Here is a 21,330-nt window from a genome sequence, read left to right on the forward strand (position 1 = left end):
TATGAACTGCTTGGCATCATACGTTTTTTTGGACAGCGGACTGGTAGGCGGTGAGAGGAGATTAGCATGGGTGTAGTTGTACAAAAATACGGTGGGACGTCTGTCGCCACGATTGAACGCATCAGGCATGTTGCACAGCGGGTAAAAAAGACGATCGAGCGAGGGCACCAATGTATCGTCGTCGTCTCGGCCATGGGCAAGACGACCGATGAACTCGTCCACTTAGCCACGCAAATATCAAAGTTTCCGTCGCAGCGAGAGATGGATATGCTACTCACATCGGGCGAACAAGTGTCGATCGCCCTACTGAGTATGGCCTTGCAAGGGATTGGTGTGCCGACGCGTTCGCTCACTGGTTGGCAAGCGGCGATCGAAACGGACGACGTACATGGAAAAGCCCGCATTACGTCGATTAATGCCGAGACGTTGCAGCACTATTTAAACCAAGGCGAAGTGTTAGTCGTCGCCGGTTTTCAAGGCAGTACGAACGGCGACCACGGTGGTGAAATTACGACGCTCGGCCGCGGCGGTTCAGATACGACAGCTGTCGCTCTCGCCGCAGCAGTGCAGGCTACGTGTTGTGAAATTTATACAGACGTCGACGGCGTGTATACGGCTGACCCGCGCACCGTCCCGAAGGCGCAACGGTTGGACGAGATATCTTACGACGAAATGTTAGAGCTCGCTAATTTAGGCGCAGGCGTGTTGCATCCGCGCGCCGTCGAATGTGCAAAAAATAACAATGTAGAACTCGCTGTCAAATCTAGTTTTACCGAAGGACGAGGTACGCGGGTGAAGGAAGGGAGCCTTATGGAACGACAATTGAAAGTGCGCGGTGTGGCACACGATTTGGACGTCGCGCGGATTAAAGTGCTCGGGTTGCCAAACCGCTCCGACTGCCTATCTGTGCTATTTACCGACTTGGCCGCGGCGCACATTAACGTCGACATTATCGTGCAAAGCGAGCACGAAGCGGAAACGATGGACGTCTCGTTTAGTGTGCAGGAAAAAGAGGCGGAACGGGCGGTCAACGTATTGAACCAGCAGCAGGACAAACTTGGGTTTGAGCGTGTGATCGTTGAAGAAGGCTTAGCCAAACTGTCGGCCGTTGGGTCGGGGATGGTCACGCATCCGGGTGTAGCGGCGACGATGTTTACGACGTTAACAGACGCGGGCATCCCGATCAAAATGGTGTCCACGTCAGAAATTAAGATTTCTTGCGTCATCCCGCGGGAACATACGGAAGCGGCGATGCAGAAAGTGCACAGCGCGTTCGGTCTTGACGCTGCGAAAGTTGAAGTATGAATGAGGTAGGCGCGTCTAATTAGCGGAAAACTGCGTGCACAACGGCGTGATCACCGTAAAAAAGTCAAAAGGCGGCGGAAATCGTCCCCACATCTGGCGGTGAGGCGAAACGCTGCTTTTTTTACATCATTAAACAATTATAAGTGGTATAATAAACTTATATACTGGTATGTATGATTTTCCGTGCGTTTTTGCGTTTGGGGCGGGGGCGTGTTCCTTGACGCCTCCCCCTCCTAGGAGTACAATAAATTTGTTCATCATTTTGTACGTTTTCAACAGCTACGGGGTATCTAGTGGCTGTAATACAAAGGAGGACAGAATGTTGGCTGAAAGTAAAAGTTTTATTAACCGCAGGCTCCATTCTTTGCTAGGCGTCATACCCGTTGGTGCTTTTTTGTTAAACCATTTGTTGACCAACTACTACGCCACGCGGGGGCCGGAAGCGTTTAATGAGCAAGTTCAGTGGATCCAAGACTTGCCGTTTTTACTCGTTTTAGAGACGTTGTTTATTTTTTTGCCAATTTTGTATCACGGTATTTACGGTGTGTACATTGCGTTTCAAGCTAAGAACAACGTGTCGTCGTTCGGGACGTTCCGCAACTACATGTTCATGTTGCAACGCGTCACCGGCTTGATTGCATTCGTATTCATCGCCATTCACGTGTGGCAAACCCGTGTGCAAGTGGCACTCGGTAACGTGGAGACGAGTGAGCTTAGTCGGTTAATGGCTGACTCCCTTTCCAATCCACTGTGGATGACCTTGTACTTAATCGGTCTCATCGCGACGGTGTTTCACTTTAGTAACGGCCTCTGGTCTTTCTTTGTTTCTTGGGGAATTACGGTTGGGCCGCGTGCACAGCGCGCTATGACGTACGTCTGTATGGTCGTGTTCGTACTAGTCAGTTATGTAGGCGTTCGCGCGATCTTCGCATTCGTCGATCCGCAATTTATTGATCAGCTTGCATCATTATAAGGGGGATTCCAATTGAGTAGCGCAAAAGTTATTGTCGTCGGCGGCGGACTCGCAGGTTTGTCGGCAGCGATGAAAGCGGCGGAAGCGGGAGCGGACGTCGATTTACTATCGATCGTACCGGTCAAGCGTTCGCACTCCGTATGTGCGCAGGGCGGTATTAACGGAGCGGTTAACACAAAAGGTGAAGGCGATTCGCCTTGGGAGCACTTCGACGACACGGTTTACGGCGGCGACTTTTTAGCCGATCAACCGGCCGTGAAAGCGATGTGTGAAGCTGCCCCCAGCATTTTGCACTTAATGGACCGGATGGGCGTGATGTTTAACCGTACCCCAGAAGGGCTGCTAGATTTTCGTCGTTTCGGCGGGACGAAACACCACCGGACGGCGTATGCCGGAGCGACGACAGGGCAACAACTGCTATACGCGTTAGACGAACAAGTGCGCCGCTGGGAAGTTGCGGGGCGCGTGCATAAATACGAATTCATGGAATTTGTCAGTATCGTCCGCGACGAAAACGGTGTCTGCCGCGGCGCAATCGCGCAAGACATTCGCACGATGGAATTTAAAGCGTTCAAGGCGGATGCAGTCATTATGGCGACGGGCGGGCCGGGCATTATTTTCGGTAAGACGACTAACTCGGTCATCAATACAGGGACCGCGGCAAGCGCAGTGTATCAGCAAGGCGCGTATTACGCGAACGGTGAATTTATTCAAATCCACCCGACCTCGATCCCGGGCGAGGACAAGCTACGGCTCATGTCAGAGTCTGCCCGTGGTGAAGGTGGGCGCGTGTGGACGTATAAAGACGGAAAGCCGTGGTACTTCCTCGAAGAATGGTATCCGGAGTACGGCAACCTCGTGCCACGCGACATTGCGACGCGGGCAATCTTTAAAGTATGTGTCGAAATGGGCCTCGGCCTTGAGGGACAGAACATGGTTTATCTCGACTTAACGCATAAGGATCCGAAAGAACTCGATGTGAAGCTGGGCGGTATTTTGGAAATTTACGAGAAGTTTACGGGGGACGACCCACGCAAAGTGCCGATGAAGATTTTCCCAGGCGTTCACTACTCGATGGGTGGCTTGTGGGTAGACATTAACCAAGCGACGAACATCCCCGGGTTGTACGCCGCCGGCGAGTGTGACTACTCCATTCACGGGGCGAACCGGTTAGGGGCAAACTCGTTACTCTCTTGTATTTACGGCGGGATGGTCGCCGGTCCGAAGGCGATCGAGTACGCGAAAGGGCTCGACCAGTCGGCCGAAGACACGAGTTCGACAATTTTCGACCAAGAGCTCAAACGGCAACAAGAGATGTACGATAACATTATCAAAATGGACGGGGATGAGAACCCGTATAAATTGCATCAAGAGCTCGGTAAAGTGATGACGGACAACGTCACCGTCGTCCGTTATAACGATAAACTCAAACAAACCGACGAGAAAATATTAGAACTGATGGAGCGTTACAAACGCATTGGCGTCGACGATACGGGCAATTGGAACAACCAAACGGCGACGTTTACGCGACAACTGTGGAACATGCTCGTACTTGCTCGCGTGATCACGCTTGGTGCGCTCAACCGTAATGAAAGCCGCGGTGCGCACTATAAACCGGATTTCCCGGATCGCAACGACGCAGAATGGTTAAAAACGACGATGGCCTCGCATACGGACGATGGCCCAGTTTTAACGTATAAAGACGTTGACGTTTCGCTAATCGAGCCGCGCGAACGCCGTTACGACGTCTCGAAGGAGGAGACGAAGAAACATGAGTAAGACAATTCAACTAGTCATTACACGACAAGACAATCCTGACAGTGAACCGTATAAAGAAGAGTTTGAAATTCCTTATCGGCCGAATATGAACGTCATCGGCGCGCTGATGGAGATTCAGCGTAACCCGATCAACAAGCAAGGTAAAAAAGTTCGACCGGTCGTGTGGGAATCGAACTGTTTGGAAGAAGTGTGTGGCGCCTGTTCGATGGTCATAAACGGCAGGCCGATGCAGTCGTGTGCGGCGATTATCGACAGATTTGAACAGCCGCTCCGCATCGAACCGATGAGCACATTTCCCGTCTTGCGCGACTTAATCATCGACCGCAGCCGTATGTTCGATGCGTTGAAACGCGTCAAATCGTGGATTCCGATCGACGGGACGTACGACTTGGGCCCTGGTCCGCGCATGGCCGAAGTCGACCGGCAGTGGGCATACGAATTGTCGAAATGTATGACGTGCGGCGTCTGCTTACAAGCGTGTCCGAACGTGAACCAAAATTCGAGTTTTATGGGGCCGGCGGTTATTAGTCAAGTGCGTCTCATGAACACACACCCGACAGGGAAAATGAACAAAGACGAGCGTTTGGAAGCTTTAATCGGGGAAGGCGGCTTGCAAGAGTGCGGTAACTCGCAAAACTGTGTGCAGGCGTGCCCGAAAGGCATTCCACTGACGACGTCGATCGCCGCGATGAACCGCGAAGCGACCAAATACTCGCTACGCAAGTGGTTTAACAGCTAATCGGGTACACAGGTTCGTGCCGATTTAGTTTCCAACCCTTCAAACAAACGCCCGCCTGCGGAAAAAGATCCGTAGGCGGGCGTTCTGTTTCTGTCTAGCTAAGGGCCGTTAGACGATCCCCGTTTTAAGCGAACAAAGCCGAAGGGAACGATGACGGCACACAAGACGGCGACGAGTGCGTAATAATTGCTGAAAATGACTGCTTCAACTAATCCGTACGACACGACGAGCGAAGCGGCGGGGGAGATGATCCACAATTTGAGCACTTGCCTGACGGTGCGACTCTGCCATATGCTGCGGCCGCGATCAGCCGTTCCGATTGCGATGATCGACATCGTCGTCGCTTGCACTAACGGGACGGGTATACCGAATAACGAAGCGGTGATGACAAGTGAACCGCTAGTCAACGAGATGACACACGCCCTGAGCAGCGACAATTTAGTGAGTTTTTTTCCGTTTGTCTCTAAAACTTTTCCACCTAACGCAAGGGCGCCGAGCGCGACGAATAGTGCCCCGGACCATAGCGCGGTCCCTGTATCGATAATGCCCGCACTGACGAGAGGACCGACAGCGTTGGCGACGTTGTTCATGCCTGCCGAGAACGCTTCGTAACAGCCGGCCGCGATCACGAAACCAACTAACACTTTTTGGTGCTGACGCCGCTTCTCGGATGCGGCGATCTTTTTTTCGATGAGCGGGACGCATTTTCCGATTAAGTACGTCATGCCAAACGCAATAAAAGGGAAGACGAGCCAAATGGCGACGATCAACACGACATGACTGACGTACAATGACTTAAACGCGACTCCGACACCGACGACAGCCCCGACGGTTACTTCACTCGTCGAGAGCGGAATCCCGAGCACGTTCGCAATAAAGAGAGTCAAGCAGGCCGCTACTAATATAATAATGGTCACTTCGACATCGACGAGTTGTGCGGGAACGAATCCCCCGCTAATCGTCTTGACGACTTCTCCCCCACCTGTGACTGCCCCTAAGATGGCGAAGACGCCGACGAGTAAGAGGGCAAGCCACTTTTTCCGAACGGCACCTCCTCCGTATGCCGCCCCCATCGCCGCAGCCGTCCCGCTAGCACCAATATTCATCGCAAAAAAGAAGCCGATGACAAGAGCAATCGTTACAAATAGCATCTGTTTACACTCCTGCAAGGTAGCTGCACCAACATCGTGCAAGACGTACGATGGCGCACTTTTCCTCAATTTTTTTGTTGACTGTTTGAGTCAAGATTAAAATATGAGCGAGGCTGTCTCGTTGTATCGTGGTTTACCTAATGAACAAAAAAAAGGCACTGCCCACTTTTCGGGATTTTTCGAGACGGTTAGCGGTAGACAAGCACGAAAGTAACGGTCTATGTGTACCGAATGTATAAGGGTTATATAAGGTGCGGAATAGAAGTTAGCAAGAAATGGGGGAGCTACACGTGAAAGTGTCAAGTAAAGGCGAGTACGCGCTTCGCGCTTTGCTCGTTTTGGGGCGAGAAGGGGGCGAGGTGCTTCCGGTGGCGCTTATTGCTACTGAGACGCTAGTTCCGGTACCGTATTTAGAACAAATATTGTATCAGCTAAAAACGAAAGGGTACGTCCAAAGCAAACGGGGAGCGAAGGGCGGTTATACGCTTAAAATGCGGCCGGCTGAAATTGTAATCGGGCGCGTCATCCGTGAACTTGAAGGACCACTTGCCCCGATGGGGTGTGTGAGTGTGACGGCGTACGAACCGTGTCCGTTGGAACAAGGATGTTTATTGAAGCCACTGTGGGCACTCGTGCGCGACACGGTCGCCCATGTGTTAGATCAAACGACGTTGGAAGACTTACTGCAAAAACGATTGAAAAAAAGATAGGTACAACGTGTTTTACCTATTCTTGGGATAATACGCTTAATCAGTAACTTTCCAATAGTTGCTAGACTACTATCTTCATCTATGTTATAATCTAGGCCATCTAGATGATCTAGACCTAGTTTTGTAGTGAAGGAGGGTGTATGATTTAATCGGCCACAGATCTATTATGGGGTATTTTAAAAAAAAAGGAATTGCAGGAGGAAGCGATGAGTAATAAGCGGTATAAGTTTGCTAGTTTTGTCGTTTTCGCACTCGCGCTCGCGTTAGTGGCAGTGTCTGTTGTCGACGCTGCCAAAATGAAAACGCATTCTAACTCTGTTTCTCAATCGACAACGAGTCAAGCGGAGATATCCGAATATTTCACGAAAGCGGCAAAAGAGTTCAACGTACCCGATCATTTGTTGCTAGCAATCGGGTATGCCGAATCGCGCTGGCAAGACCACGATGGGAAGCCGAGTCAATTGAACGGTTACGGGATTATGCATTTGGCCGATAATCCGCAAGACGATTCATTAAAGCGCGCGGCCGAGTTGTTAAGTCTTTCCGAGGAACGGCTAAAAAATAGTGTCGAGGACAACATCCGCGGTGCTGCAGCCGTGTTAGCCGAGTTGGCTAAAGAAGCAAACGGCGGTAACCTGCCAAGCAACATAAAAGATTGGTACACAGCTGTTGCCGCATACAGCGGACTCGACAGTCGGGAAATGGCGAGGTGGTACGCCGACGAAGTTTATGCCATTCTAAACAAAGGGGCAGAGCGGGTGATCGACGGGAAAGTGTTGACGCTCGACAGCGTGGCGGTTAAGCCAAACCGCGGCACATATGATCTTGTGGAGCGTGGCCCTGCGTTATCGTCTGCTGCTGAATATCCGAGTGCGCGGTGGGTCGCTGCACACAGCTCAAACTATACGGCGGCTAACCGCAGTTCGTTCAGGTATATTATTATTCACACGACGGAAGGATCGTACAGCGGCGCGATCAGCTGGTTTCAAAACCCGATATCGAACGTGAGCGCCCACTACGTCATTCGTTCGCGCGATGGGGAAATCACGCAAATGGTCAAGCATAAAGACGTTGCTTGGCACGCCGGCAATTGGGATTATAATCAAAATAGCATCGGCATCGAGCACGAGGCGTATGTGAATGATCCCGCTTGGTTCACTGACACGATGTACAAGTCTTCCGCCGCCTTGACGCGTTGGCTCGCCGACCGTTACGGCATTCCGAAGACGCGTCAAAACATTATCGGTCACAATCAAGTGCCAGGGGCGACTCACTCGGACCCAGGTAAATATTGGGACTGGAATTATTACATGTCCCTCGTGACTGGGAATCCTGCACCTGGGACAGAAATAATTGTCGACGACAGTACCCCAGGTCGCTTTGTGGCGAGTGAGAATTGGGGAACGAGTGAATGGAGTGCGCAAAAGTACGGTAACACGTATCGGTTTGCCACACCAGAAAAGATTAGTGATTCAGCGTGGTATAAAGTTAACATCCCAGCCCAAGGGCAATACGACGTGTATGCCCGGTGGCCAGCTAACTCGGGCTACAACAGCAAAACGCCGTTTGTCATCGTGACGACGAGTGGCAATCAGACGGTTCACGTCGACCAGACGAAAAACGGGGGACAATGGGTACGGCTCGGGACATTTTCGTTAGCGCAAGGCGATCGAAACATCGTCGCCGTATCGCGTTGGACAAACACGCCCGGTTACGTGATCGCCGATGCGATTAAAGTCGTCAAACGTTAAGAAGGTGTGACGGCAGCACGTGAGAGTGATCCCCTTACTGCGATGTGTGTGGAAAAATGAAACCGACATCGGCGGCATCGCTGGATCTTCTTCTTATTATGTTTGAGAAAAAAGGGGAAGCGACGTGAGTGGGAGCGTGGGATTTGCTGACTGTAATGTCTGTGCAATTGTGAATGTGACAAGGTAGTCGTTTTTTTGCAAAGGGGGGCATCGTCGTAATATGCCTGGCGATGAGGTTCCCCTTTTCTTCGTGTAGGTTCTAACATTTTTTTGAATAACTAGTAACCATATTATCGTATGTGTAACATTTCTCTCGAAGGGTTTTAGCAGGAATTTGGAGGGAGAATATAGAAAAGGAAGACCTAAATAGTACTCCTAACCACCACGAAAGGAGAGGTCTTCCTTGAAAACCATTATACCAGAAATCGCTACTATCTTGGAACAGTCTACAGATATGTTGTCGTTTTGGGAAAGCTTACGTATTCGCCTGATGGAAGTGATGGCTGATCTGTTCGGAGAATTTTTGGAGCAGCTCGATCAGATGATGACGACGCATTACAAGGAAAAATACGGTTGGAAAAGTGAGCGATTGGACAGCCGGGAGTTCACCAGTTTTTTTGGGACAGTGTCCTATAAACGCCACTTGATGTACGACCGAAACGGAAACGCACATTACCCTGTCGATGAGGCAATCGGTTTAAAACGCCGTAAAAGATACAGCCCAGACCTTATGATGCTCGGAGCAGAGTTAGCTGCAGCGCCGGGAATGACCTACCGCCTCGCCTCAGAGGTCACGCAAAAACTTGCCGGTATAACGATCAGCCATACGACGTTTCAGCGCTTAGTAAAAGAAGCAGGTGAAGCTCAAGCTGTCATGGATGCTGAAAAAAGGGATCGAATTTTTGAGGATACGGTAATTCCTAACTCTCCGTCCGTTAAGCACTTATATTGCGAAGCAGATGGCTTATACGTCAAAGGGAGAGGCAAAGGAATAGAGATCAAAAATATGCTTGCCTATACCGGGTGGGAGCAAAACGGACAGCGTGTCTCGTTAACAGATCGTCACGTCTTTTCTACCGTTGAATCGGTGGATGACTTTTGGGAAATAGGTTATGCAGCGATTCGACATCGTTGGGATCTCTCACATACACATGTGGCGACTAATGCGGATGCGGCTTCATGGATCTCTGAGGAACGCGTTCAAAATACCTTTTCTGAAGCGACATCGGTTGTCCGCCAATTGGATCCTTTTCACGTAAAGAGGAGTATTCGTCGCGGGTTGAGCCGCCAGCCAAGGCTCATTCCTCAAATTGAAAAGGCAATATCCGAAAAAAATAAGGATAGGTTTAAAGCGGTGATTGATACGGCACAGGGAAATGCAGAGACGGAGCGAGAGGAAAAGCGTATCGAGAACATGCAGAAGTATCTTGAAGGGCACTGGGAGATCCTCTGCGACTGGCGTGAGGTTAGTCCAGACGTGCCAAAAAATGCTCGTAGGATGGGATGCATGGAATCGAACCAGAGACGTCTGGCATACCGCATGAAACGTCGTGGCATGTACTGGAGTGAAGAAGGGGCTCAAGCCATCGCCAAAGTACAACAAGGCGTTACCAATGGGACGTTGAGACAGGCATTATTAACTGTCTGGCCCAACCGCCAAGTGACACAAAAACTAAAACGCCATGCGAGGCGAATAGGTAAGTCGGATCACATTGGGGTTCAAGTTGGCAGGATCCAAGTAGGTGCCGCATCAGCTTCAAGTGCTATTGGGTATTTGGATAAGGTGGTTAATCGCCGTCCTTGAAGAGTTAACTCCTCAAGGGCGGACAACAAGTGAACGTTAGGGAATGACATATTTAGGTCTTTAAATCCTTGATCCTGTAAGGTCGTCGAGTAAAGCTTGACACATACCATATTATCTATTGGATGGCGGACCCAATTGAAAATGTGCTATAATTGAAACTTAGTGTTCTTAATGAAGAAAGGGGGAGTGAGTGTTATTTCTATTAACGACATAGTATCATTGGGGGAATATATGACGAATTTCACTAGAGGACGTCGCTGGAAGATACGGCCTAAAAAAAGATAAAGGAATTGTAGGAGGAACCGATGAATAATAAGCAACGGATATTAGCAGGCTTTTTTGTTATCGTGTTGTCTTTTGCCCTAGTGGCAGCGCCTACTGTCGACGCTGCTAACGGGAATGCGCCGGGTACTACCCCATCGACCACGGCGAAGCAACACGCGCTATCTCAGCATTTTGTAAAAGCCTCACAAGAGTTCAAAGTCCCTGTTAAGTTATTGCTAGCGGTCGGCTATGCGGAATCGCGGTGGCAAGACCACGGCGGGAAGCCGAGTCAACTGAACGGATACGGTATTATGCACTTGGCCGACAACCCGCAAGACGACTCGCTAAAACGTGCGGCCAAACTATTAAACATTTCTGAGAAACAGTTGAAGACGAATGTGAAGCACAACATTCGCGGAGCGGCCGCTGTGTTAAGAGAGTTGGCCAAAAAGGAAAATAACGGCAAGGTACCGACGAAATTAAGTGATTGGTATACTGCCGTTGCCGCCTACAGTGGTTTTGCCAGCCAAGAAACCGCCAAATGGTATGCCGACGAAGTGTATACGATCCTCGGCGAAGGGACCCAGCGGACCATCGGCGGGGAGAAGCTCACTCTTGAGAGCGTGAAAGTGCAACCGAACCGCGGTAAATACGACACGATGATGCGCGGGTTTTCGACAGCGGCAACAGCCGAGTACTCTAAAGCGCGATGGGTGCCGGCGCACAGCTCCAACTATACGGTAGCCAGCCGCAGTTCGATTAAATATATTATCATTCATACGACGGAAGGCTCCTACAGTGGCGCGATCAGTTGGTTTCAAAATGCGGCTTCCAATGTGAGTGCCCACTACGTCATCCGCTCGCGCGACGGTGAAATTACACAAATGGTCAAGCATAAAAACATCGCTTGGCACGCGGACAACTGGGATTACAACCAGAAGAGTATCGGCATCGAGCACGAAGCATACGTGAGCGATCCAGCATGGTACACCGACACGATGTACAAGTCGTCCGCAGAATTAACGCGTTGGCTCGCCGATAAGTACGGCATTCCGAAAAAGCGCACGAACATTATCGGTCACAACGAAGTGCCTGGTGCCAGCCACACGGACCCCGGAAAACATTGGGATTGGAACTACTACATGTCGCTCGTGACTAAAACAGATGCGCCAAAGCCGATTATTGTGGACGACAGGACAAAAGGCCGCTTCACCGCGAGCAAAAACTGGGGTACGAGTGAATGGAGCGCGCAAAAGTACGGAGAAACGTACCGCTTCACAGATCCGAAAAAAATTAGCGACGCCGCCTGGTATAAGGTTAACATCCCAGTAAAAGGAAAGTACGATGTGTATGCTCGCTGGCCGGCTAACGCGGGATATAACAGTCAAACACCGTACGTCATCGCGACGACAAGCGGCAATCAGACGGTGCACGTCGACCAGAGGAAGAACGGTGGAAAATGGGTACACCTTGGGACATTTACGTTAGCAAAGGGAGATAAAAATGTAATCGGCGTTTCGCGCTGGACGAATGGGAAAGGTTTAATCATAGCCGACGCCGTAAGATTCGTCAAACGTTAACCAAAGCGGACACGGGGATGTGCCGTGGGGACATGTGGAATGTCCAGCGGCACATCCTTGTTTTTCGGTCATTTTGGGCAACGCTTACTCGACGCCCAACTAGCCATTCGACGCCCCCGCTTACAATCGAGCTCCGCCAGCCATTCGACGTCCCCGCTTACAATCGAGGCCCGCTAGCCGTTCGACTCCCCTTCGTATACACCGAGGCCCGCTAGACATTCGACTCCCCTTCGTATACACCGAGGCCCTAGCTAGCACTTCGACACCCCTAACTCCCACCGATGTCCTAGTCCCAGCATACGCCGATGTCACAGCTAATACGTCATATTTAGCTAGCGTTCGGTACGCCCCAGTTCTAACTGAGTCGCCTGTGCGAGGTCGATCTTTTTTTGCTGCAAGTTAATCTCGTAAATTTCATGCTCCGCCGCTTTAGGCTCGGACACGGTAATCGGTGTGCGCTGCATATTTTGTTTATCGCGAATATCGCCGAGCGTCGTCGCTACCATGCCGTGTGCGTTTAAGTAGGCGAATGTTTCCGTGTGAGCTGGCAGGACGATCACCGTGTCGCGAACGTCTCGCTTGTCTTCGTGCTGCAGCATGTCGGGGCGTAGTGGTTCATTTCCGCTCAACAGAAACTTCTCATTTACCAACAAGCCAGCCGCGTGTTCCGTAGGAAACGGTATGACCTCGATGTGGGCTAGGCCGAGCGGCAAGGTCGCTTGTTGTGTGAGCGACTGGATGTTACCGCGAATTGATGCCGGCCGATCCGCGTGGCTCATTTTAAGGTCAACATCATGCGTAGCTTCAGACTCGGCAGCCGTAGATTCGGGCGAGACAACCGTACCACCGGAGCGGGCGACATAGTACGGACTGCCCGTTTTCGCAGCTAGGCGGGCACCGCCGGACACGTGATCGCGGTGTACGGTCGTATCGACAACCGCTTTGATGGACGTTTTTTCACGATGTGCTAGTCCCAAGTAGTAGTCGATGTGGTAAGCCGGGTCGACGACGAGTGCCTGTTCCCCAGCAGCGACCATGTACGAGAGACAGCCTTTAGCTAAACGGTGAATTTGCCACACTTTAATCTGCTCGTCAAAACCGACGACGACGTCGTAAAAATATTGACTCCACGCGAGATGCCCACCAGCCAAAAAGTAAGTACGTACGCCGCTGTCAGCAATCCCTCGCGCGTACTGGCGGCACGACTCGCTGTCTTCACAGACGAAAAACACGTCTGCACCTTGTGGGTATTCCACTTCTTGCGGGTCTTGTTCGCGTACGCTGACGAGCCGCCCGCTCTTAAACTGCCACTGGCGCGCCCGCGGCATCCCGATTTCTTGCACGATGAGCTCGCCTGGACGCGTCAATTGTTGTACAAACTCTTCGACGTTCAAACTTTCAATCGTCACACTATTCCCTCCTGTCGGTGTTCCAGCGTTGTTCCTATGATTAAACGGACACATTTAAACTAGTCATTTAAATTAGTTTCTCGATTTCGCGTCGATTTCATACGTCCGCAAGCTGTTTTCGCGTTTTGTATATTTTCTATGCATAACCGTGCACACCAGCTTCGAGTAATTGTGCAACTTTCCAGCTTAAGGGGTGCGCAAATAGAGGTGCGCAAAAAGAGGAAGCGAATAGAGCAAGCTGCGCACGGCATAAGTTATCTTGAACGAAGTTTGACCCTGTTGCTTCTTTAACACATGATTCGTGCTGGGGAGCATTGTCGTGAGGAAAGAGGAGAAGAAAGAGGTTTCTTTCGCAAGAGAGGGGTGGTGACAGATGTATTTGCACAACGTTTCTTTGGAACGGGTGTGGCCGGTCGTTAGCGCCGACGTACTCGCTTACACGGAATTAACACAAGACCCGTTGTATGCGAACATTGCGCCGCGCGCGATCGTGTCCTACATTGATGGCGCCTTGCAAATCGGTCAGCAGGCGGGAAAGGTGTTTAGTTATGACGGGGATTTAGCGCCGCTAATGAAACAAATCGCGCAAAGCGGCACGCGAGTGACGTTCAGCGATGAAAAAAAGCGCGAGGGGAATAAGTTTGTCCGCGCCCAATATGAAAAAAAGCCGCCCGTCATTTATATATACCGGCCATCGCTGGAACAGATGGAACACTTTTTTTTGAAAAGCGGGTACCGCGTGCGACAGGAAGATTTTATGGCATTACATATGTGTCACGAATGGTTTCACCACTTGGAGGAGACGCGGTTCGGTCGAACCGATCTGCAGTTACCGAAAGTTAAAATGCGTAAAGTAGGGCCAGTCACGTTTAAACAGTCCGTCGAAAAGACGCGCGAGATTGCCGCACACGCCTTTACGCAAGCTGTGATGGGGCTCAGTTGGTACCCATTGTTGTTAGATTACTTAATGGCGCAGTCGGAGCAAAAGGTGCGCAAGGAGCAAATTCGCGAAAAGCTGTACGTGTTAAAGCAGGAGTACGAACGGTTGAAAGAAGCGCAGCCGACGGTCGTTTAAGATTGATCAAGACACAAAACGGGTGGGACAGTCGCCACCCGTTTTGCCAAGCATTTATTTTTAAACGTGGCCAAAAGCTTACGTAATCTTTTCGACGACGACATTTGTGTGACGTTGCTCAAGTATGTCTGCTTATCTGATGGTTGCTACATCAGTTCCTTTATTTTTCCTATTTGCGAAAGAGATACTCGTAATCCCTACGAGTACAAAAGCAACCCCGATCACGTGTGCCCATGTGAGTTGTTCATCTAGGACGACGTACGATAAAAGAATAGTCGATACGGGTAAAACACCTGTAAACACACCGGATACGCTCCCGGACACTTTTGACACTCCACTGTACCAAAGGTAAAAGGCAACAACAGTTACAAATACCGCGAAATACAATACGTATCCCCAATCGAGAAGACCCGGCTGACGAAAGTCAAACGTAACGGCTTCAAATATGGCGAGGGGTAAAAATAATAAGAAGCCGATCACTGTAACAAAAGTAGAAATGGCTAAGGGGCTTACTTTATGCGACAATAGCTTACCTAAAATGGTAAACAGCGCTTCACCAATGACAGCAAGCATAATTAAAACATTACCAAGTAATGGAAAATACCCTCTAGCTTCTCCATCACCGTTAATGAGATTGATCACAGCAATACCGACTACTGCGAGTGCGATACTTAAAACAATCCGCTTTGTTAATTTTTCCTTTAAAATAAAGAGGGATAAAACCGCAATTACGATTAGTGTCAGACTCGTAATAATACCACTTTCCGTCGCCGTCGTAAATTGCACGCCATACAGTAAGCAAATGCTAAACAGGAAAACCCCCGTAAAAGATTGCAAGCAAATAATGCCGACATCCTTTATTGTCAGTTTAGGGAATTTTCCTTCAACTAAAAGCAAAATAATAATCAATATGACAGAGGCGATCGCAAATCTAAGACCAGAAGCTAAAAAAACAGGAATTTGCGCCACCATCAGTTTACCGACAACGATTGAACTACCTACAATCATCATGGCTAATGTAAGACAGACGTATGCTTTGATTTGCTCACGTAAAATCGTTACCACCTACTTAGATAGAATTTTCAGGGGAAATTGCCGACATGACTTCGTGACAAAAAGCAGCAAGTAGTATGTCGGGTTGGTATTGCTAGGTGCAAGCTAGATTAGGGCAGGCGAGAAACGGGGTGGTGGGGGCGAACTGCCCCACCAATTCATTGCCTTCCCAATCGCCACGTGTCATTTGTGGGAGTGAAAGGCATGTCGCTCACGCTTTTTCCGTCTTCGCGGCTGCTGCTTTTTCCTTTTTCGGAACAACATCTGCTGCTGCCTTCGTTTTCGTTTTTGCCTTAGACTCCGATGTAGCTTTTGCCTTTGTCCCTTTAGCGCGTGGTCCGCCAGCCTTTTTCGCTGGCTTTTTCGGCTTTTTCACTTCGACGAACTGTTCGACGAGCGCCTTGAACGCGTTGATATAGTAGTCTGGATTTAGCTTTTCCCCTGTTGCGCTGAGGAGCAGTTCATTCCAATGCCACTTCGCGCCAGGCGCAAAGATGTGTTTGCGCAAAAAGGCACCTGTTTTTTCATTGCTAATTAAGTAGGCGGTGCCGCGTGTAGCGGCTTCGTGCGAGCGCGCAGAATCACCTGACGGAGCAGAGTCACCTGACCGTGCAGAATCACCCGACGGAGCAGAGTCATCTGACCGTGCAGAATCACCCGACGGTGCTGATTCGACCAGTGGTTCAGATTTGTTCGATGGTGGTGTAGATTTACTTGACGGAGTAGGTTTACCTAACGGTGCAGGTTTGTCTGACGCTACAGAGTCGCCTGTCGGTGCGGAGTGCGCCGGAGCCGGTTCGCCTGTTGCTTGGGCGGAACTATTTGCGATCTTTTCTTCCAGTGTCGCCCACAGCTGCGATGCCATCAGTTCGCCGAGCAAGTAGTTTTGGTAGTAAACTGGGTTAAGGCTGAGGTCAATATTAGCCGCCCAGTCCGGTTTGTTACGCGCTTCGGGACACGGGATGTATTGAATCGTCTCTACGTAATGCCACCAACGTTTGTTCAAATTGCGGTCCGGGTTGGCGTACAGATCGCGTTCAAAATAAATGACGACTAACATCCAGCGTAATTGTGCGAGTTGCGTGAGCGCATACTGTTTTTGTAAGTTATCTGTCCATTCAGTATTGACTTTCCATTCGGAGGGCACATCATCACCCTCGCTCGCATACGCTGCGAGCCACGCAGGGTTCTTCGTGAGACGATCGAACATGAGCGCAATCCCTTCCGTCGTCAACTTGTGGGCGGCGGTGCGCAGGAGGTAAGGAAGTTCTCGATCGACGTATTTGCTGTACGCCGCGTGGCCGAGCGTGTGCAACAACGTCCGCATCGACGCTTCGTTCGGACGCAAATTGCACAAAATGCGCACGTCGCCTTCGCGGTCGAACGTCATACAATAGGCGTGTTCGTTTTTACCTTCGCGTTCGTACAAATCGCTGTGCTGTAAAATGTCGGACACGTCTAAGCCAATCGCTTGAAAAAAAGCTCCCGCGATCTCCTCCAGTTTTTTGTCCGCAAAGTAGCTGTCAATGTCGACGTTAAATACGGAAGGCGCTTGCTGGCAGAACGGATCGACGTAATGCCACGGCCGCAGCCCCTCTGGACGCAAGTCGGTATACTGTTTAGCGAGGATTGTGTCCATCTCTTTTTTGATATCGGCGTACGGTTGATCCGTTTTTTGTTTGACTGCGTCGCACAAAGTAAATAATTGTGCTTCGTCAATCTCGCTCGCAGCGAGGCTCATCGCGTAATAGTCGCGAAAGCCGTTTTTTTGTGCGATGCGGTTACGTAGTTTGACTAGGTCGATTAGCTTCCCGGCTATTTTCTCGCCAATTTGCTTGCTTGCGTACCATGCTTCTTTCCGTTTGTATGTATCTTTTTCTGTTTGCAAAATATGCACGATGTCGTTATCGGAAACGAGTTTGCCGTCGTACGTCGCGCGAAAGCGATTAAACGTGTCGCAAATGTCGTTCGTCCGTTTCGTTAATTCAGCAAAATCCTCCGAAGAAGCGCGGTGCCGCAATGCCATGAGATACAGATGTTGTACTTGTCGGGACGCAAGGGAATCGGCGGTGGAGTCAGTAGCACTCACAGTATTACTACTGTCGTCATTATTACTGTCGCCACTTCGCTTTTGCAACGATTCCAGTTGTGCGAGTAGCTCTTCGTCTGTCATGATTTTTTGCAACTTTTTCTCGACTTCGCTGTGACGGGCGCTGTACTGTGCCTCGCCGGTCGTCGCTTGTTGCCATGCGGCCTCCGCGAGTTGTTTTTGTAGCGCAGCGATTTCCGGTACGATGTGATCGAGTAGCGGTTGTGCCTGTTTTTCCATCTGAGATCTTCCCTCCCAAAAGTGTATCCTTCCGTTAGTAAACGTCAAGTAACCCGTTTTGAACGCCGTTTTGTCGTAAGGAAGCTATGTGCGTGTACAAGTGTTGAAGTGGTGGTTTAGAATGATAGGATGGAACGATTCTGAGCAACTAGTGTCAGCGCTTTCCTATACAAATACATTTTACATAGGGGCAATGCCGCATGAAGTTTGTCGTTCACTGTTATTGTAGTGGAAATAAAGGCAACATACTAGTCTGAATGTGTCTGTCGGTGCTAGAGCATACTAAGGCGTATAAGCGAAGCGAATCGAAGATGGAGCAAACAGCTTTAGTGTGACGAGGAGGTTATTTATATGGAACGACATCCGTATCGCTGCCCGACGTGCGGCACGAACCGAACACGGTTTAATTTGATCGAGCAAGTGGTGACGATGGTGAAGAAAGATGCGCAAACAGGGGAGATCGTCGCTCGCGTCGAGGAAGGGGATCCGCTGCAAGTACCGTACCGCGGAGAAAGTTTGCGCGTGCAATGCGGCGTATGCGGCTTAACCGAGCGGGAGGAGCGGTTCGTGCAAACGGCGAAACATTGGCAAGGATCCGTGCAGTAGTTTTTAAGATCACATGTTAAAAACATGTTAAAAAAGATGGAGTGGAGAAACTTAAAAAAATGTATCGCGTTAATTTATGATGGACCTTATCGATTCCCAGCTACAAGGGCTGCGACAGAAAGTCAGACAGCCCTTCCGCTCTTCCTGTGTAGCATCACAACCGCCATCATCTCCGCGCTACGGACTGCTTAAAGATGTCACTCCGCTCGTCTATCGACGCGGAGCAGTAAAGATGTCACTTCACTCGTCTATCGATGCGGAGCAGTAAAGATGTCACTTCATTCGTCTATCGACGCGGAGCAGTAAAGATGCCACTTCACTCGTCTAACGGCACCAAGGGGCAAATATGCCCCTCCACCACTTGCCCTAACTTACACTAACCGCCGAATAATGTCGTCCCGGTCGCCAGGGAGATAATCGATTACCGGTACCTCGATCATCGTGTACGCACCCGGTTGCTGTTTGAACGTCGCGCGGGCAGCGGCGACGAGCACTTGCGACGTCAGTGCCGGGTTGTTAATGCGCATCTCGAACGTGAACAGTTGGTTGTGCGTCGCCCCGGATACGCCTCTCCGTTCCATGGAGACTCCGTGACCGACGTTGACGAGTTGCTGTACGTTAGGAACTTGCGTCACATGAGTCTCGTCGTTGACGAAATACGGATCTGCTAAAATTGCCTTTTTGACCGTTTCGAAATCGGCACCTGCTTCTAGTTCGACGTACACCATGCGCCGGTGGATGCTCGTACCGAGCGGGATTGTCAAGGACAGCGCGTCTTTGACCCCGTCGATCGCTTTGACGGCGACGGAGTGCCCCATACTCATACCGGGCCCAAAATTCGTATACGTTAACCCACCTGGCGCCATAAACTCGAGCATGCCGCGAATCATCGAGTCGGTTCCCGGATCCCAGCCTGCGGAAATGATGGCGACGCTGTCGTTTTTTTTAGACACATCGTCTAACTCGCGCCGCAAGTTAGCGAGTTCGCCGTGAATGTCGTAACTGTCGACCGTGTGAATGCCGAGGGAGAGAACGTCCCGGGCGTACGCCGGAATCGTCCGCGTCGGTGCCGCTAAGATGGCGACGTCGACTTGCTCCAAGTCGCGGATGTCGTGGACGACACGGCGTCCGACGAGTTCTGGCGGCGTATCTTTCGCGGCGGAGCTCGCGCGTCTGACGACACCGGCTAATTGCATGTCCGGAGCAGCATCGATTGCTTGCACGGCGTACTTGCCGATATTACCATAGCCGACGACGGCGACGTTGTATACATTACTCATTAACATGCCCTCCAACTAATTAAAAAGTTATCTCCTAAACGTGCACTGCATCAACGTGATGTCCATTCAAATGACTTAAATGGTTGCATGTGCCCTGCCACTATTAATAACACATTAGCGCCCATTCGAAAAGTGTCGTGTTACAGGTGCTACACGGTACTTGAACATAGAAAGGCTTCGTTTTTTGAATATAACTGTACTAGGTGGCGGCAGCGAAATCGGGGCATCTTGCGTACACGTCGAGTTGAACGGCGTACGACTCCTGTTCGATGCCGGCATGCGCTGTCAGGTGGGGTGGGCGCAATACGGCTTGTCAGCGCACGCAGATGCGATGGAAATAGCCCGCTTCGTCGAAGGACTAAAGCCTACTCATACATTACTCGTCCACGGCGACGACGCTGCACGTTATCAACAGGCACAGCGCATTGACCCGCAGTTCGGACCGACATTAGTCGAAAATGGGGTGAACTACTCGGGCGGACGTCCGCAGCGGCGTTCATCACAAATAGAACCGCGAACGCGATGATCACCACACGGTGCAAGCGGGTAACGGTGGGAGTTCGAGGACGTCCAGCACAAGTTGGATAGTAAAGGAGACACCGCCTGCGTGTTCCTCGGGAAACGGCGCGGGGAACAGAATGCGTCTGAAACCGGCGCACAAGTTTAAGGTAAAAAATGGGCGATGTACGGCTTCACGTGATCGATCGGGATGGCGAATCCGATACTTTGCGAAGGGTATATGATCGCCGCGTTGATACCGATCACTTCTCCGAGCACGTTGACGAGCGGTCCACCGCTATTGCCAGGGTTGATTGCGGCGTCGGTTTGCAGTACTTCGCCGTAATCCCGGCCCGATGCTTGCAACTGTCGGTTTAAGCCGCTAATGACACCTAGCGTAGCCGTCTGGTTGAGTCCGAGCGGGTTGCCGACGGCCATGACGAACTCGCCGACTTCGACCGTCGCCGAGCTGCCCAACTTACAGACGGGAGCTCGTTCGCGTAGCGGTAGCTTTAATATTGCTAGATCGCGTTCGCTATCTCGCCAAACGACCTTCCCGGGCATCGCTTTTTGTCGGCGGTACGTGTAGACGTTAATGGCACTCGTATTGTTGACGACGTGTTCGTTCGTCAAGACATAACCAGCAGGGTGAATGAAAAACCCCGAGCCGAAGTGGCGTTTAACCGTTTCGCGCTGTACGTTCAATTCGGGTAAAAACATGCGCAACCAATGGTTTTGCAGCATCGTTTCGTGGTCCGACTGCGACTCGGTCACAATGGAAACAACGCTAGGGCGTACCTTTCTCACGATGCGCACGAATGTATTGCTCGGATGGTCCGCTGCGCGCGTGCGCACGTGAGACGTTATGCGGTAAGTTTTACGTTTCATCCGGTTCACTCCTTTACGGCTCGGTACAGTTTATGCAAGACAGAAGGGGGTAGGCACGGGCAAAAGTCCCGATTTCGCGAGAAAAAAATCATATCCTTCGCAACCTGTCCATATAATGTAGCACATTGTCCTGGCA

The 21,330-nt window shown here is 50.7% G+C and carries 17 protein-coding genes; 11 read left to right on the top strand and 6 right to left on the bottom strand.

Annotation, left to right across the window (positions count from 1 at the left end):
• Nucleotides 1–66 precede the first annotated feature (66 nt).
• The 4 genes from BN1247_RS00870 (at nt 67) to sdhB (ending at nt 4,796) form a co-directional block, all read left to right on the top strand.
• Nucleotides 67–1,305, top strand: coding sequence for an aspartate kinase (locus tag BN1247_RS00870; protein ID WP_054948687.1), 1,239 nt, complete (start codon nt 67–69; stop codon nt 1,303–1,305).
• Between the two features lie 322 nt (nt 1,306–1,627).
• Nucleotides 1,628–2,278, top strand: a complete 651-nt coding sequence (locus tag BN1247_RS00875) for a succinate dehydrogenase cytochrome b558 subunit (protein WP_054951429.1) — start codon at nt 1,628–1,630, stop codon at nt 2,276–2,278.
• A 69-nt stretch (nt 2,279–2,347) separates the two neighbouring features.
• Complete coding sequence (gene sdhA, locus BN1247_RS00880; protein WP_390622056.1) at nt 2,348–4,057, top strand: succinate dehydrogenase flavoprotein subunit; 1,710 nt, start codon at nt 2,348–2,350, stop codon at nt 4,055–4,057.
• Nucleotides 4,050–4,796, top strand: coding sequence for a succinate dehydrogenase iron-sulfur subunit (sdhB, locus tag BN1247_RS00885; RefSeq protein WP_054948689.1), 747 nt, complete (start codon nt 4,050–4,052; stop codon nt 4,794–4,796). Before sdhA ends, sdhB begins: the two co-directional genes overlap by 8 nt.
• Before the next feature lie 98 nt (nt 4,797–4,894).
• On the opposite strand, the gene BN1247_RS00890 is transcribed toward sdhB, so the two are convergent.
• Nucleotides 4,895–5,947 (bottom strand): inorganic phosphate transporter, encoded by a 1,053-nt coding sequence (locus BN1247_RS00890; protein ID WP_054948690.1) that lies wholly within the window; start codon nt 5,945–5,947, stop codon nt 4,895–4,897.
• Nucleotides 5,948–6,237: 290 nt separating this feature from the next.
• On the opposite strand from BN1247_RS00890, the gene BN1247_RS00895 reads away from it, so the two are divergent.
• The 4 genes from BN1247_RS00895 to BN1247_RS00910 all read left to right on the top strand — a co-directional run bounded on the left by BN1247_RS00895 (nt 6,238) and on the right by BN1247_RS00910 (nt 12,056).
• Complete coding sequence (locus BN1247_RS00895) at nt 6,238–6,657, top strand: RrF2 family transcriptional regulator (protein ID WP_054948691.1); 420 nt, start codon at nt 6,238–6,240, stop codon at nt 6,655–6,657.
• 206 nt (nt 6,658–6,863) lie between these two features.
• Nucleotides 6,864–8,408, top strand: coding sequence for a golvesin C-terminal-like domain-containing protein (locus BN1247_RS00900; protein WP_054948692.1), 1,545 nt, complete (start codon nt 6,864–6,866; stop codon nt 8,406–8,408).
• A gap of 454 nt (nt 8,409–8,862) precedes the next feature.
• Entirely contained in the window at nt 8,863–10,212 is a 1,350-nt protein-coding gene (locus BN1247_RS00905; protein ID WP_187119684.1) for an ISLre2 family transposase, read from the top strand.
• Nucleotides 10,213–10,517: 305 nt separating this feature from the next.
• Complete coding sequence (locus BN1247_RS00910) at nt 10,518–12,056, top strand: golvesin C-terminal-like domain-containing protein (protein ID WP_054948694.1); 1,539 nt, start codon at nt 10,518–10,520, stop codon at nt 12,054–12,056.
• 332 nt (nt 12,057–12,388) lie between these two features.
• On the opposite strand, the gene BN1247_RS00915 is transcribed toward BN1247_RS00910, so the two are convergent.
• A complete protein-coding gene (locus BN1247_RS00915; RefSeq protein WP_054948695.1) occupies nt 12,389–13,465 on the bottom strand; it encodes an MBL fold metallo-hydrolase in 1,077 nt (358 codons plus the stop codon).
• 373 nt (nt 13,466–13,838) lie between these two features.
• Here BN1247_RS00915 and BN1247_RS00920 point away from each other — a divergent pair, with 373 nt between their 5' ends.
• Nucleotides 13,839–14,540, top strand: coding sequence for a hypothetical protein (locus BN1247_RS00920; RefSeq protein ID WP_054948696.1), 702 nt, complete (start codon nt 13,839–13,841; stop codon nt 14,538–14,540).
• A gap of 132 nt (nt 14,541–14,672) precedes the next feature.
• Here the strand turns inward: BN1247_RS00920 and BN1247_RS00925 are convergent, their stop codons facing one another.
• Entirely contained in the window at nt 14,673–15,605 is a 933-nt protein-coding gene (locus tag BN1247_RS00925; protein WP_231633064.1) for a DMT family transporter, read from the bottom strand.
• 199 nt (nt 15,606–15,804) lie between these two features.
• Nucleotides 15,805–17,922 (bottom strand): M2 family metallopeptidase, encoded by a 2,118-nt coding sequence (locus BN1247_RS00930; protein ID WP_054948697.1) that lies wholly within the window; start codon nt 17,920–17,922, stop codon nt 15,805–15,807.
• 351 nt (nt 17,923–18,273) lie between these two features.
• Between BN1247_RS00930 and BN1247_RS00935 the strand changes: the two genes are divergently transcribed.
• Nucleotides 18,274–18,528: a hypothetical protein gene (locus tag BN1247_RS00935; protein WP_054948698.1), complete on the top strand. Its 255-nt coding sequence runs from the start codon at nt 18,274–18,276 to the stop codon at nt 18,526–18,528.
• Nucleotides 18,529–18,899: 371 nt separating this feature from the next.
• Here BN1247_RS00935 and BN1247_RS00940 read toward each other — a convergent pair whose 3' ends face one another.
• Nucleotides 18,900–19,808, bottom strand: coding sequence for a diaminopimelate dehydrogenase (locus BN1247_RS00940; RefSeq protein WP_054948699.1), 909 nt, complete (start codon nt 19,806–19,808; stop codon nt 18,900–18,902).
• 184 nt (nt 19,809–19,992) lie between these two features.
• Between BN1247_RS00940 and BN1247_RS00945 the strand changes: the two genes are divergently transcribed.
• Nucleotides 19,993–20,334 carry an MBL fold metallo-hydrolase RNA specificity domain-containing protein gene (locus BN1247_RS00945; RefSeq protein ID WP_231633071.1) on the top strand — a complete coding sequence of 114 codons (342 nt, stop codon included), beginning with the start codon at nt 19,993–19,995 and terminating at the stop codon, nt 20,332–20,334.
• Nucleotides 20,335–20,471: 137 nt separating this feature from the next.
• Here BN1247_RS00945 and BN1247_RS00950 read toward each other — a convergent pair whose 3' ends face one another.
• Entirely contained in the window at nt 20,472–21,194 is a 723-nt protein-coding gene (locus BN1247_RS00950) for a S1C family serine protease (RefSeq protein WP_054948701.1), read from the bottom strand.
• Nucleotides 21,195–21,330 lie beyond the last annotated feature (136 nt).

It is taken from the genome of Numidum massiliense (assembly GCF_001375555.1).
GTDB lineage: Bacteria > Bacillota > Bacilli > Thermoactinomycetales > Novibacillaceae > Numidum > Numidum massiliense.

Excerpts from the sequence above, each read along its gene's own strand:
- BN1247_RS00870 (WP_054948687.1), top strand. The coding sequence starts at position 67 with ATGGGTGTAGTTGTACAAAAATACGGTGGGACGTCTGTCGCCACGATT.
- sdhA (WP_390622056.1), top strand. The coding sequence starts at position 2,348 with ATGAAAGCGGCGGAAGCGGGAGCGGACGTCGATTTACTATCGATCGTA.
- sdhB (WP_054948689.1), top strand. The coding sequence starts at position 4,050 with ATGAGTAAGACAATTCAACTAGTCATTACACGACAAGACAATCCTGAC.
- BN1247_RS00890 (WP_054948690.1), bottom strand. The coding sequence starts at position 5,947 with ATGCTATTTGTAACGATTGCTCTTGTCATCGGCTTCTTTTTTGCGATG.
- BN1247_RS00900 (WP_054948692.1), top strand. The coding sequence starts at position 6,864 with ATGAGTAATAAGCGGTATAAGTTTGCTAGTTTTGTCGTTTTCGCACTC.
- BN1247_RS00905 (WP_187119684.1), top strand. The coding sequence starts at position 8,863 with ATGTTGTCGTTTTGGGAAAGCTTACGTATTCGCCTGATGGAAGTGATG.
- BN1247_RS00910 (WP_054948694.1), top strand. The coding sequence starts at position 10,518 with ATGAATAATAAGCAACGGATATTAGCAGGCTTTTTTGTTATCGTGTTG.
- BN1247_RS00920 (WP_054948696.1), top strand. The coding sequence starts at position 13,839 with ATGTATTTGCACAACGTTTCTTTGGAACGGGTGTGGCCGGTCGTTAGC.
- BN1247_RS00930 (WP_054948697.1), bottom strand. The coding sequence starts at position 17,922 with ATGGAAAAACAGGCACAACCGCTACTCGATCACATCGTACCGGAAATC.
- BN1247_RS00935 (WP_054948698.1), top strand. The coding sequence starts at position 18,274 with ATGGAACGACATCCGTATCGCTGCCCGACGTGCGGCACGAACCGAACA.
- BN1247_RS00940 (WP_054948699.1), bottom strand. The coding sequence starts at position 19,808 with ATGAGTAATGTATACAACGTCGCCGTCGTCGGCTATGGTAATATCGGC.
- BN1247_RS00950 (WP_054948701.1), bottom strand. The coding sequence starts at position 21,194 with ATGAAACGTAAAACTTACCGCATAACGTCTCACGTGCGCACGCGCGCA.